The organism is Corynebacterium breve, assembly GCF_030252165.1.
Taxonomy (GTDB): Bacteria; Actinomycetota; Actinomycetes; order Mycobacteriales; family Mycobacteriaceae; genus Corynebacterium; species Corynebacterium breve.
Map to the genome: position 1 here is coordinate 538753 of NZ_CP126969.1, position 12913 is coordinate 551665.

The 12913-nt window shown below is 55.9% G+C and carries 11 protein-coding genes and 1 pseudogene; all 12 read left to right on the top strand.

Going from position 1 to position 12913, the window contains the following annotated elements:
- Positions 1-300 precede the first annotated feature (300 nt).
- Positions 301-1131 (top strand): hypothetical protein, encoded by an 831-nt coding sequence (locus tag QP027_RS02725; protein ID WP_284825801.1) that lies wholly within the window; start codon positions 301-303, stop codon positions 1129-1131.
- Between the two features lie 110 nt (positions 1132-1241).
- Positions 1242-1769, top strand: a complete 528-nt coding sequence (locus tag QP027_RS02730) for a DUF4395 domain-containing protein (protein ID WP_284825802.1) — start codon at positions 1242-1244, stop codon at positions 1767-1769.
- An 11-nt stretch (positions 1770-1780) separates the two neighbouring features.
- Positions 1781-2149: a rhodanese-like domain-containing protein gene (locus tag QP027_RS02735; RefSeq protein WP_284825805.1), complete on the top strand. Its 369-nt coding sequence runs from the start codon at positions 1781-1783 to the stop codon at positions 2147-2149.
- Positions 2150-2244: 95 nt separating this feature from the next.
- The gene (locus tag QP027_RS02740; protein WP_284825806.1) at positions 2245-3603 is read left to right on the top strand and encodes a Na+/H+ antiporter family protein; all 1359 of its coding nucleotides are present in this window, start codon (positions 2245-2247) and stop codon (positions 3601-3603) included.
- An 86-nt stretch (positions 3604-3689) separates the two neighbouring features.
- Positions 3690-4712 carry a zinc-binding dehydrogenase gene (locus tag QP027_RS02745; protein WP_284825809.1) on the top strand — a complete coding sequence of 341 codons (1023 nt, stop codon included), beginning with the start codon at positions 3690-3692 and terminating at the stop codon, positions 4710-4712.
- Positions 4713-4849: 137 nt separating this feature from the next.
- A complete protein-coding gene (gene aqpZ, locus QP027_RS02750; protein ID WP_284825810.1) occupies positions 4850-5608 on the top strand; it encodes an aquaporin Z in 759 nt (252 codons plus the stop codon).
- Positions 5609-5792: 184 nt separating this feature from the next.
- A pseudogene (gene ppc, locus QP027_RS02755) lies at positions 5793-8434 on the top strand (phosphoenolpyruvate carboxylase).
- Between the two features lie 83 nt (positions 8435-8517).
- On the top strand, positions 8518-8925 hold the full coding sequence (locus QP027_RS02760; RefSeq protein WP_284825812.1) for a hypothetical protein: 408 nt from the start codon (positions 8518-8520) through the stop codon (positions 8923-8925).
- Positions 8926-9121: 196 nt separating this feature from the next.
- A complete protein-coding gene (locus tag QP027_RS02765; protein WP_284825814.1) occupies positions 9122-10120 on the top strand; it encodes a siderophore ABC transporter substrate-binding protein in 999 nt (332 codons plus the stop codon).
- Positions 10121-11110 carry an ABC transporter permease gene (locus QP027_RS02770; RefSeq protein ID WP_284825817.1) on the top strand — a complete coding sequence of 330 codons (990 nt, stop codon included), beginning with the start codon at positions 10121-10123 and terminating at the stop codon, positions 11108-11110. It begins immediately after the preceding gene.
- Positions 11103-12137 (top strand): iron chelate uptake ABC transporter family permease subunit, encoded by a 1035-nt coding sequence (locus QP027_RS02775; protein WP_284825819.1) that lies wholly within the window; start codon positions 11103-11105, stop codon positions 12135-12137. The genes QP027_RS02770 and QP027_RS02775 overlap by 8 nt, the downstream gene beginning before the upstream one ends.
- A complete protein-coding gene (locus tag QP027_RS02780; protein WP_284825821.1) occupies positions 12134-12889 on the top strand; it encodes an iron ABC transporter ATP-binding protein in 756 nt (251 codons plus the stop codon). The genes QP027_RS02775 and QP027_RS02780 overlap by 4 nt, the downstream gene beginning before the upstream one ends.
- The last annotated feature ends 24 nt before the right edge of the window (positions 12890-12913 follow it).

Consider the following 12913-nt stretch of genomic DNA (forward strand, 5'->3'; position numbering starts at 1 on the left):
GAGGTGTGGGGCAAGGGGGTAATTTTGGAAATCCCCAAAGAGGCCTGGCTTGTAGTGGTTGCTGATTCCTTACGGTGGGAGACTTTCTGTACCTCCACTACGAACGATCAGTAGTTGAGATGGCACTAATAGGCATTCAAGCGGAATTCTTGCTTGTAGTGGACACTATCGCTCGAACGTTCCAATTTTGTGGCCTCGGTGTCGGGTGCCGCTGATATTCGTTGAAGCACGAAGCAAACATCGTGGACATACGGAATAGACGAACTCGACAGGCTTTTACCGCCGTTGGAGGAGGTGGGCGTGATCGTGCTCGGCTCGCCGTGGCATGAACTGTGCAAGAAGGTGGCAAACCATATCATTCGTGAAAATGATGAGGTCCTCGATGACTTTGTTTATATCGACTGTGCGGGGGTTCCTGGATATCGCAATGAGGTGGGTGATATTTCTCGTGGTTGGGAATCTAACCTGAAATGGCGCAACTTTGCCGACCATCTGATTGGCTCCGTGCGCTACTCGGCCGAGCTCAATATTCTGACTGTTCCGCGGGCTGTGGACGCTAGCCAGATGCCTGCCTGGGTTCCGGCGCATGCAATCGGCCTACATTTGGAGAAAGCAGTCTCCACCCGCGGAATGGATAGTGGCGACGTAGTAGTGACCGTCTTCGTTCCTGATGGGCGGGACCCCATATCGTTGACGGTCTCGCTTGGGTTAGCTGCGGGGATGCAGGGTGACGCAAAGCTCGAAATACCCTTTCACAACCACATTACGAATCCGGATCCTCGGTGGGGTGATTTAGTGAGGACGGCACCCCACGAGCTCACCGACGCTGTCGCCGCCCTACTTCAGGATGTGCAGGTTCACGCTCCACACCAACTTCTGTCGTGGGCGGGGATCGAGGGGGACGCTGAACTAGTCAGAGTGCGCAGCGTTGTGTGTGATGGGCCGCTGGTCGTCGAGGCGAATTTTCGTGCAAACTTCAAGGTGGAAATGGCGTGGGCGGGAGCGGGTTGCGGTAGTGGGGTAAAAATCGTTAACGGCGTTGTCTCCGTTGGTGCTTGTGGAGATGGTGGGTTGGTCCCCGGGGCGATTGAGGGGTTGGGGTCGAGCTGGGGATCCATCTTTCCCAGGTAATCGCATTGACAATCTACATACCCCCGTGGGTATAGTGGTGGCTGGACCGTGCTCACCTCGCGGAAAAGCTGATCCGGGCGAAAAATCCGCGTCCTGAAAGAAAGGCCCTCATGTCTTCCGTCCCTGGCTCCAGGCAGATCGGTATCCGCCTTCCGGGTTATGAGATTCCGATGATCAACGAACGTGCAGTTCGTGCGTCCGCCGGAATCCTTTTCCTCTGTGGCGGAATCGCATTCGCGAACGCTTACTTCAAACAGTCGATACAGCCCTTGCAGCCGTTCGGAATGATCTTCATGCTGGACATGCTAATTCGCGTGACATTGGGGGACCGCTGGTCGCCGTCGATGTTCCTCGGCAGGTTAGCAGTACGCAATCAGCAGCCCGAATGGGTAGGTGCGCCACAAAAGAAATTCGCATGGTGGCTCGGGTTTAGCTTGGCGACGATCTCGTGTCTAGGAATGGGACTACTGTCCGCCCCTCTGTCTCTTACTCTTGCGCTTTGCAGCGTGTGTCTCGTCTTCCTCTTCTTAGAGACGTCCTTTGGCATTTGCGTTGGCTGTGTACTCCAGGCGCGTTTTTCCAAAGAAGCACCTCAATACTGCGCGGGCGGGGTTTGCCCAGCTCCGACCGCCCGATAGAAAGGCATCACATGTTCCGTTCCCTGTCCGTAGCCCTTGCGGCTGGTCTGACTGTTGTCGGGCTGGCTGCCTGTTCTTCTGAGCCAACTGCCCTAGTAACTATCGACGACGACACGATCATCATCGATGCCCGCAGCCCAGCGGAAGCCGATTCCGTCGGCTATTTGGAAAACTCACGGTTGCTCGACTTCAACTCTGGAGAAGTTGAGGCAGAAATTTCGCAGCTCGATCCCGATGCTGAATATATGGTGTATTGCCGTTCCGGAAATCGGTCAGCGCAAACCGTGGCACTCCTCGAAGAAAATGGCTTTGACAACGTCACTGACTTAGGGTCGATGGAAGAGGCCTCGCAGGCTACTGGGTTGAGCATAATCCGCTAATCGACGACCATCTTCGCGCCGAGTCCTCGTGAGGTCTGCCCACAGATGTTCACACGGTTTTACCCAGCTAGATCACAGCCAGTAATGTCATTGCCATGAATGCTGTCTTGATCGCAGTCCTTGTGATGCTGATCCTCTCTGTATCTCGCGTACACGTTGTATTGTCCCTGTTTATTGGTGCTCTCGTCGGTGGCCTCCTGGCCGGAATGGGTCTTGAAGGCACGATGGTCGCCTTCCAAGAGGGCCTGCAAGGTGGCGCAAAGATCGCCCTCAGCTACGCACTTCTTGGTGCTTTCGCCATGGCAGTGGCTGCCTCGGGGCTGCCGCGCGTCCTTGCGGAATGGTTGATTGGTCGCGTCGGGGTCACTGACGAAACTACGAAGAGCCGTGCTGTCACCGCTACAAAGTGGGGTCTTCTCCTGGGAATTCTCGCGATGTCGATCATGTCGCAGAACCTGATCCCTGTGCACATTGCCTTCATTCCTTTGCTGATCCCGCCACTGCTGGTGGTGTTTAACAGACTGCAGCTTGATCGTCGCTTGATCGCTTCGATTCTGACCTTCGGCCTTGTCACCACATACATGTGGTTGCCCGTCGGTTTTGGTTCGATCTTCTTGAACGACATCCTTTTGGGCAACATCGAAAAGGCCGGGATGGATGTCAGCAACATCAACATCTTGTCTGTCATGACCATCCCTGCGCTGGGCATGGTCGCCGGCCTGCTCATCGCCGTTTTTGTTTCCTACCGCAAGCCGCGCATCTACGCAGATAAGCCAATCCAGGGCCTAGCGGAGGAGAAGGAAGACGAGCCGATTTCGCGCTACAAGATCATCGTGGCTCTGGTCGCGATCGTCGCTACGTTCCTGGTCCAGGTTGTCATGCAGTCGATCGGCACCGAAGCAGACTCGCTGCTGGTAGGTGCGCTCGTCGGTCTGTCCATCTTCTTGCTCACCGGTGGCGTGAGCTGGCGCGAGGCCGATGATGTGTTCACGGGCGGAATGAAGATGATGGCACTCATTGGTTTTATCATGATTACCGCCCAGGGCTTTGCGTCCGTGATGTCGGCTACTGGCGAGGTCGAATCGCTGGTGACTGCGTCGGCGAACCTGTTTGAAGGCAGCAAGGGAGCAGCGGCCTTCGCAATGCTTTTGGTCGGCTTGATCGTCACCATGGGAATCGGCTCGTCCTTTTCTACATTGCCAATCATAGCGACGATCTACGTGCCGCTGTGTATGACGATGGGATTCTCCCCAGCCGCCACCGTCGCCATTATTGGCGCGGCTGGTGCCCTCGGTGATGCAGGTTCGCCGGCATCGGACTCCACCCTTGGGCCAACTTCTGGTTTGAACGCGGATGGTCAACACGATCACATTCGTGACACAGTGATTCCGACCTTCCTGCACTACAACATTCCCCTGATCATCTCGGGCTGGGTCGCAGCGATGGTGCTCTAGAACACCAACACGGTCTCTCCATTAGGCGTAGTCTCGGCGGAAAAGCACCGCTGAAACTACGTCTATATTTTATTTAAGGAGTCCCTATGCGCGCTGTCATCATTCACGGCCCCGGCGATATTCGTGTCGAGGAAGTTGAACAGGACACGGTTGAAAATCCAACTGATGCCGTTATCGAAGTCAAAGCCGCTTGCGTATGTGGCTCTGACTTGTGGCCGTTCCGGGGACTTGAAAAAGTGGACGCAGGGGCCCGAATGGGACATGAGTATGTCGGTGTTGTGTCTGAGATCGGGGCCGAAGTTAAGAACATCGCAGTGGGGGACTGGGTCGTCGGTTCCTTCGTCGCAAGCTGCGGGAACTGTGAAATTTGTGTTGACGGCGACCCTTCCGGCTGCATCAATCGTGAATTCATGGGCGGAGTTGGTACCCAAGCCGAGTATGCGCGCATCCCTTGGGCCGACGGCACTTTGGTCAAGTTGCCTGCAGCGCCGACGCCCGAACAGCTACGCCACGTGCTGGCCGCCTCCGACGTATTAGGTACCGGTTGGTTCGCCGCAGATGCAGCAGCTGCCGGACCGGGCAAAATTGTCGCGGTGGTCGGCGATGGAGCAGTGGGTCTGTCGGCTGTGCTTGGTGCCAAAGCGCTCGGTGCCGAGCGCATCATCATTTCCTCCCGCAACCCACAGCGACAGGCGTTGGCCAAGGCTTTCGGTGCGACGGACATCGTGGAGGAGCGTGGCGACGAGTTCGCGGACAAGGTCGTGGAGATGACTGGTGGATACGGCGCGCATTCCACCGTCGAGGCGGTGGGGTCCAATGAAGCGATGCACCAGGCAATCCGCGCGACCCGACGCGGAGGCTCCCTCGGCTTCGTCGGTGTGTCCCACGGTGTTGAATTGCGCGGAGCAGAACTATTTGGTGCATTGATCCATCTTCACGGTGGCCCCGCACCGGTGCGCCGATACCTTCCCGAATTGGTGGACCGGATCTACTCCGGAGAGATCACTCCAGGCGACGTATTCGACCTGACTCTTCCGCTTGACCAAGCGCTCGAGGCGTACCAAGCGATGGATGAGCGCAAAGCTATCAAGGTTATGCTCACGCCGTAACCTGTATTTGCGAAAGATTTGTGGTTCGGTGGAAGCGACAAGTACTTATGTATGTGGAGAAATGTTGTAAGGTCATCTTGTCTCCCAACAGTTGGGCGTGGCAATCGCGCTCACATGATGAGGATTGGAGCTTCTAAATGCACGAATCAATGGCTGCGCGCCTAGGTGCCGAACTGCTGGGTACTTTTGGCCTAGTCTTCGGTGGTTGTGGCAGCGCAATTTTCGCAGCAAGCGTTCTTGCTAGCGACAATGCGAACGTCAACATGGGCATCGGTTTCCTCGGTGTCTCCCTCGCATTCGGTCTGACCGTTCTGACAATGGCATACGCTGTCGGTCACATCTCCGGTGGTCACTTCAACCCGGCTGTTACCCTTGGCGCTTTCCTGGCAGGCCGCGTCGAAGCTGGCGCGGTTCTTCCGTACTGGATCACCCAGATTGTCGGTGCCTCGCTGGCAGGTGGCGTCCTTTACATCATCGCGAACGGCAAGGAGGGTTTCTCCGCAGCCGAGTCTGGCTTTGCGACGAACGGTTACGGCGAGCTTTCTCCTGACGGTTATTCCCTGGGCGCGGTTCTGGTCGCAGAGATCGTCCTCACCGCACTGTTCCTTTATGTCATCCTCGGCGCGACTGATCGTCGTGCGCCACAGGGATTCGCGCCGATCGCCATTGGCCTCGCGCTGACCCTGATCCACCTGATCTCGATCCCAATCTCTAACACCTCGGTCAACCCTGCGCGCTCCCTTGGCGTCGCGTGGTTTGCAGGTGCAGAGCCTCTGTCCCAGGTGTGGGTCTTCATCGTCGCGCCACTGATCGGTGCTGCGATCGCAGGCTTTACCTACAAGTTCATCTTCCCGGATGAGTCTGATCACCTAATGGAAGAAATCGGCGCTAAGTAAACCGATTGCGCCATCGTCGATAAGCGTCCTGCAGCCTAAAGTGCTGCGAGGGCGCTTTTTGTCTACCTAAGTGGGGGTACTTGCAAAAGTTGCCTTAACAACGTTCACTTTTCGCGTGCGCTACAACAAAAAGCCGTCTATGTTATGAGGGATATCACAGATCATTTTGACGAAAGGCGAGCTCATGGCAGAGCAAGTTCACGAAGATATCCGAGTCTTAGGTCGCATCCTTGGCAATGTGATTGCGGTGCAAGAGGGCGAAGACATCTTTGAGCTCGTGGAATCAACGCGCCGGACCGCGTTTGATGTGGCGCACGGGGATGCTGATGCTCGCGAACTGCTCGCTATCTTCCGGGACCTGGACATCACGAAAGCGAACTTGGTTGCGCGCTCGTTTAGCTATTTCGCGCTGCTAGCAAACCTGGCTGAGGACCTTGATGACGAGTCGGTTCCTGCCGAGGTTTCGCTGGAAAAGACTTTGCAAAGCTCAAGGCGTCGAAGGTGACACCGGCGCAGGCCTCCGATGTGCTTCGTAATGCACAAATCTCGCCGGTTTTAACTGCACACCCTACGGAGACACGACGCCGCACCGTTTTCGATACTCAGACCCGCATCAAGTCTTTACTCAAGCAGCGTCATTCCATCACCAATGCTGTGGCGTTGGAAGAGATTGATCAAGAGATTTACCTGCGCATGACCCTGCTGTGGCAGACTGCGCTGATCCGTATCTCGCGCCCCACTTTGGAAGATGAAGTCGATGTCGGGCTGCGTTACTACAAGCTGTCTCTCTTGGATCAGGTGCCAGCGTTGAACCGCACGATTCGTAAGGGTGCCAAGGAAGCTTTTGGTCTGCAGCTGCAGGGAGTGTCGGTTGTTCGTACCGGTTCCTGGATTGGGGGCGACCATGACGGCAACCCCTATGTGAATGCGGAGACTTTGACCTACGCCACGGAGCGCGCCGCGGCGACCGCTTTGGATCACTACGAGACCGAGCTGGGGGAGCTCGAGCGCGAACTCAGCTTGTCCGACCGCTACTCATCCTGTTCGGGCGAACTCCTTACGCTTGCCGAGTCCGGCAAGAATGACTGGCCGTCGCGCGTCGATGAGCCCTACCGTCGCGCGATCTTTGGCGTGCGCAACCGAGTCCGTGCAACCGCGAACCTCGATGATGCGGCTGGGTACGAGCCGTACTCCAAGCCTGCTGAACTCCTGCGCGACCTCGATGTGATCGATCGGTCGCTGCGTCAGTTCAACGACGACGTTATCGCGGACGATCGCCTCGCACGCATCCGCTCGGCAGTCAGCACCTTCGGCTTCAACCTGTACACCCTGGATATTCGCCAAAACTCTGAGTCGTTTGAAAAGGTCCTCTCCGAGTTGTTTGCCACCGCAGGGCTTTGCGACGACTACGCGTCCCTGGACGAAGCCGCAAAACAAGAACTGCTTATCGCGGAAATCCAACGAAACCGCCCGCTGGTCTTTCCTGATGTCGAAGGCTTGAGCCCTGACACCGAGAAAGAACTGGGTATCTTCCGCGCGGCAGCCAAGGCCGTGAAGAATTTTGGCCCGCGTACGATTCAGAACTGCATCATTGCGATGACCGGAGCCGTCAGCGACATTCTGGAGCCGATGGTTCTGCTCAAAGAGGTGGGCTTGACCCAGCTCAACCTAGTTCCGCTGTTTGAGACTATTGATGACCTGAAGTCGGGCGCGAAGATCCTCGAAGAGCTGTGGAATGTACCGATGTACCGTGAGCACCTGCGCGATCGCGGTGATGTCCAAGAAGTTATGTTGGGTTACTCGGATTCCAATAAGGACGGCGGTTACCTCGCTGCCAACTGGGCTCTGTATGACGCCGAGCGCGAGTTGGTGGAGCTGTTTGACAAGTACGGTATTGAGCTGCGCCTGTCCCACGGACGTGGCGGTGCCGTGGGCCGTGGCGGAGGCCCTACTTATGATGCGATCCTGGCTCAGCCCAAGGGCGCGGTTTCTGGCTCGGTGCGTATCACCGAGCAGGGCGAAGTGATTTCGGCCAAGTACGGGTCGCCGGATACTGCGCGCCGACACCTAGAAGCATTTGTCTCCGGCGCGTTGGAAGCATCCTTTACGGACACTGAGCGGATCGAAGCGCCTGAGCGTGCCTACGCCACGATGCGAGAGATTGCTGATCTTTCCGGGAAGAAGTACCAAGAGTTGGTGGGGGATCCAGGCTTTATCACCTATTTCACCCAGTCGACCCCTCTGCACGAGATCGGTGATCTCAACCTTGGCTCAAGGCCGGCTGCGCGTAAGCAGACCACGGCGATTTCGGATCTCCGCGCAATCCCATGGGTACTGTCTTGGTCGCAGTCTAGGACCAACATTCCAGGCTGGTTTGGCGTGGGAACTGCAGTGAGCGAGTGGGCCGGCGACGACGAGTCACGCTGGGAGGAATTGCGCGAAATGTACCGCACGTGGCCATTCTTCCGAACTGTGTTCTCCAATATGGCGCAGGTTATGGCCAAGGCTGAGATCTCGCTGGCGCGTCTCTACGCGGATCTTGTCGATGACAAGGAGCTCGCTGATCGCATCTACACGATGATTGCGGATGAGTTTGAGCTCTCTCGCTCGGTGTACCTGCGTGTGACGGGCAACGAGGATTTGGTTTCCGAAAACCAGCGTCAAGCTCGCTCTTTGAAGCGCCGTTACCCGTACCTCTTGCCTCTGAACGCAGTGCAGCTGGAATTGCTTCGTCGCTATCGTGCAGGCGACGATTCATTCCTAGTGTCTAAGACAATTCAGGTGACTATGAATGGTCTGTCTACTGCACTGCGCAACTCGGGCTAAATCGAAAATGGATAGGTGCTGTGTCACCAAAAAGTTGTTAAGGTAGCCAGCGACAGGATGTTATTTACGAAAGGCGGGACATAATGTCCATCTCTGAAATCGCTCTCCGAGCAATCCCCGGTGCGCTCATTGTTAATTCTGGCGTTGGCAAGCTGCAGCTGCCAGCTGAAGTTTCTCACGGTCTTCATCAAGCTGCTACCTCGGGCATTAAGGCTATCGAGAAATTGCCTGCGGACAGTTTTGCCCGAAACCTAGGCATCGCGGAAATCGGTGTTGGCGGAGCCCTGTTGGCACCGTTTATTCCAAGCCGACTTGCGGGTGCTGCGCTGACCACTTTTGGCGCGGGCCTGATGACGATGTACTTCAACAACGATGAGAATACTGAAGCTGACGGAATCCGCCCTTCCCAGGCTGGTCTTTCCTTGGCCAAGGATTCCTGGCTCGTTGCGATCGGTCTAGGCCTGATGTTCTTTCCATCGAAGCGTAAGTAAATGATTTAGTGAACATTCTTGTTTGCTAAATAGGGGTGCCCGTTGGGGGTGCCCCTATTTCTCATTTTTGCCCCATTTTCTTGGGGTTATGTGATTCAATAATCAGACTCATCGGAGTTAGGGTTGGCTACCAAAGGCCCGAACGCTAAATTAAGTCAGGTAAGGCTAACCTAACTTGAACAAAAGGGAGAGACTGATGGTCGCACGACTTTCTACCCCAAAGGCACTCGTGGCAATCGTTGCAAGTGCATCACTGCTGCTCGTATCGTGTTCGGAAGGCGCTGCACCGACGGACAACGCGTCGTCGTCAAGCGATTCTGTAAACACGATCGAAGTCGAAGACAACAACGGAACCCAAACCGTTCCTAGTCCGCCGACTTCCGCCGCGTCGCTGGACAACCGCACCTTTGAGGTGCTTGAGCAGTGGGGTGTCGATCTGGTCGCAGCGCCAATCGATTTGATGCCGAACACCATCGGATACTCCGAAAACAGTGAGATTTTGAATATCGGTAATCACCGTGAGCCCGATCTTGAATTGCTAACTGCGGCTGAGCCCGACCTGATCATCAACGGCCAGCGCTTCACTTCTCACGCGGAGGCGATCGCCAAGCTCAACCCTGATACCCCGATCGTGGACTTTGAGCCCCGTGACGGAGAGCCGTTTGACGAAGAGCTAATCCGCCAGGTGGAAGAACTCGGGAAGATCTTTGGCAAAGAAGCGGAAGCTGATTCTTTGGTGCAGGACTTCACGGACGCAGTCGAGCGCGCCAAGGCAGCATACGATCCGGAGAAGAAGGTCATGGCCATCAACGTTTCCGGTGGCAACATTGGTTACGTCGCTCCGACTGTCGGACGTACCTACGGTCCGATCTTCGATCTGATCGGCTTGACCCCAGCACTCGAGGTGCCTGAAGGATCGTCGAACCACGAGGGCGACGACATCTCCGTTGAAGCGATTGCGCAGTCCAACCCAGATTGGCTGCTCGTGCTTGATCGCGACGCTGGCACCAGCACTGCAGAAGGCTCAAAGCCTGCCAAAGCGGTGGTGGAGGAATCCCAGGCACTACAAAACGTCACGGCAATTAACGAGGGCCATGTCGTCTACGCGCCAAACGACACTTACACTAATGAATCAATCATTACGTATACCGAGATTCTGAACGATATCGCCGACGCATTTGAGGCCGCAAAGTAAATGACGGAAGTCGCCGCCCGCGCTGAAAAACCACGGACCCGATCACGAGTAATCGATTGGAGGCTCGTGGTTGCAAGCGTTGCTGTTCTCGCCCTACTCGCATTGTCCCTGTTCGTGGGGCAGTACGACATCTTCGGCGCGGACGACGGCGGCGAGATGTTTGCCATTACCCGCATTCCGAGAACGCTGGCTCTTGCGCTTGCCGGAGCCGCAATGGCGATGTCGGGCTTGGTCATGCAGCTGCTTACCCAGAACCGCTTTGTAGAACCGACGACCACGGGAACCACCGAGTGGGCCGGGCTTGGTCTACTTTTTGTCCTGTATTTCGCACCGGCCGCGACGATCCTGCAGCGCATGGCAGGCGCGGTGATCTTCGCCTTCATCGGGACCATGATTTTCTTCCTTTTCCTGCGCCGCGTAACCCTGCGATCCAGTTTGATCGTTCCGATCATCGGCATCATGTTGGGCGCAGTCGTCGGTTCGGTTTCTACTTTCTTTGCACTGCAGACCGATATGTTGCAGCAGCTCGGCGTGTGGTTCGCTGGAACCTTCACCGACATTGTCGCTGGACAATACGAGGTGTTGTGGATCGTGGCGATCGTCGTCGTAGCGGTGTTTTTCTATGCTGACCGCCTCACCGTTGCCGGACTAGGGGAAGAGGTCGCGACAAATGTCGGCGTGAACTACAACCGCATCATTTTGATCGGCACCGGACTTGTCTCCATCGCGACGGGGGTGGTGACGGTGGCCGTGGGCTCGTTGCCGTTCTTGGGTCTGATCGTGCCCAACATTGTCAGCATGTACCGCGGAGACGATCTTCGTTCGAATCTTCCTTGGGTCTGCCTGCTCGGTATCGCGATCGTCGTGATCTGTGACCTCATCGGTAGGACCATCATCGCGCCGTTCGAGATGCCGGTTTCCGTCATCCTGGGCATTGTCGGTGCCATCGTCTTCGTCATCTTGATTGTGAGGCAGACGCGTCGTGGCTAGAACCCTAGTGCTCAGCAAAAATACTCGTCGCGAGGTCGGGGCGTTTCAATCTTCCAAGTCCGCTCGTCGGTATTGGATCGTCCTGTGCTCGATGCTTCTTGCAGCAGGCCTGTTTACTGCAGGGCTTTTAGCCTGGGACAACCCAATGGAATTTGGCAGCCGTGGGTTTTGGCTTATTGCAGAGCGCCGTCTCGATGCCGTCATCGCGATGGCCATCGTTGCGCTGTGCCAAGCGATGGCGACGGTGTCGTTCCAGACCGTGACCAATAACCGCATTATTACGCCCTCAATCATGGGCTTTGAGTCGCTCTACACCGTGATTCACACCTCTACCGTGTTCTTCTTCGGTGCATCTGGGCTGATCAATGCCCGAAACTTAGAGATGTTCGTGCTTCAAATCGTGTTGATGGTCGGTCTGTCATTACTGCTGTACGCGTGGCTTTTGACCGGGAAGAACAGCAACATGCACGCGATGCTGCTGATCGGAATTATTATCGGCGCAGGTCTTGGCAGCGTGTCGACATTCATGCAGCGCATGCTGACTCCCAGCGAATTCGACGTGCTTACAGCGCGAATGTTCGGCTCGGTCAATAACGCCGATGCGTCGTACTACCCTGTGGCGATACCACTCATCGCGGTGGCAGTGGTGGTGTTGTACCTGAACTCACGTCGACTCAACGTCCTCGCTTTGGGTCGAGATGCCGCGATTAATCTCGGTGTGAACTACAAGTTCCATGCCATTGGCACCTTGATTATGGTCAGCATTTTGATGGCTGTGTCCACCGCACTGGTTGGGCCGATGACGTTCCTTGGGTTCCTCGTAGCAACCTTGGCGTATCAGTTCGCCGAAACCTACGATCATCGCTTCATCTTTCCGATGGCTGCGCTAATCGGATTCGTTGTGCTTACCGGCGCCTACTTCATCATGAACCACATTTTCTACGCGCAGGGCGTTGTGTCCATCATCATCGAAATGGTGGGCGGCATCGTGTTCCTAGTCGTCGTACTGAGAAAGGGTCGACTGTGATTACACTTACTAATGTTCGCAAGGAGTACAACTCTGATGTTGCGATCGGTCCTGTCAATCTGGAGATACCCGCGGGAGGAATCACCGCACTCGTGGGGCCCAATGGTGCAGGTAAGTCAACTCTTCTCACGATGATCGGACGCCTTCTGGCCATCGACTCCGGTGCCGTTACCGTTGCGCAGCACGACATCTCTAAAACGAAGTCCAAGGACTTAGCCAAGGTCATCTCGATCCTGCGCCAGGAAAATCACTTCGTTACCAAGCTCACCGTGCGCCAGTTGGTTGGATTTGGCCGTTTCCCGTACACACAGGGACGACTCAACGCCGAGGACGAGGAAATCATCACCAAGTACATCGACTTCCTTCACCTCACTGAACTCGAAAACCGCTATCTTGACCAGCTCTCCGGTGGACAGCGACAGCGCGCCTACGTGGCAATGGTCTTATGCCAAGAGACTGACTACGTCCTTCTCGACGAGCCTTTGAACAACCTCGACATCGCGCATTCCGTCCAAATGATGCAGCACCTGCAGGAAGCGGCTCAGAAATTCGGGCGGACGATCATCGTTGTACTTCATGACATCAACTTTGCAGCCCGTTACGCCGACTACATTTGTGCGGTCAAGGACGGCCAGATCAGTGCGTTCGGTACGCCCGAGGAAGTACTCCAGTCTGACCTACTTACTGACATCTTCAATACCGAAGTCAAAGTCATCGACGGCCCAGACGGTCTACTCGCGGTGTATCACTAAGCTTTCGCTTAACGACGAACAATT

Coding starts and splice junctions, on each gene's coding strand:
- QP027_RS02745 (WP_284825809.1), top strand. CDS start 3,690: ATGCGCGCTGTCATCATTCACGGCCCCGGCGATATTCGTGTCGAGGAA.
- QP027_RS02770 (WP_284825817.1), top strand. CDS start 10,121: ATGACGGAAGTCGCCGCCCGCGCTGAAAAACCACGGACCCGATCACGA.
- QP027_RS02730 (WP_284825802.1), top strand. CDS start 1,242: ATGTCTTCCGTCCCTGGCTCCAGGCAGATCGGTATCCGCCTTCCGGGT.
- aqpZ (WP_284825810.1), top strand. CDS start 4,850: ATGCACGAATCAATGGCTGCGCGCCTAGGTGCCGAACTGCTGGGTACT.
- QP027_RS02740 (WP_284825806.1), top strand. CDS start 2,245: ATGAATGCTGTCTTGATCGCAGTCCTTGTGATGCTGATCCTCTCTGTA.
- QP027_RS02765 (WP_284825814.1), top strand. CDS start 9,122: ATGGTCGCACGACTTTCTACCCCAAAGGCACTCGTGGCAATCGTTGCA.
- QP027_RS02735 (WP_284825805.1), top strand. CDS start 1,781: ATGTTCCGTTCCCTGTCCGTAGCCCTTGCGGCTGGTCTGACTGTTGTC.
- QP027_RS02760 (WP_284825812.1), top strand. CDS start 8,518: ATGTCCATCTCTGAAATCGCTCTCCGAGCAATCCCCGGTGCGCTCATT.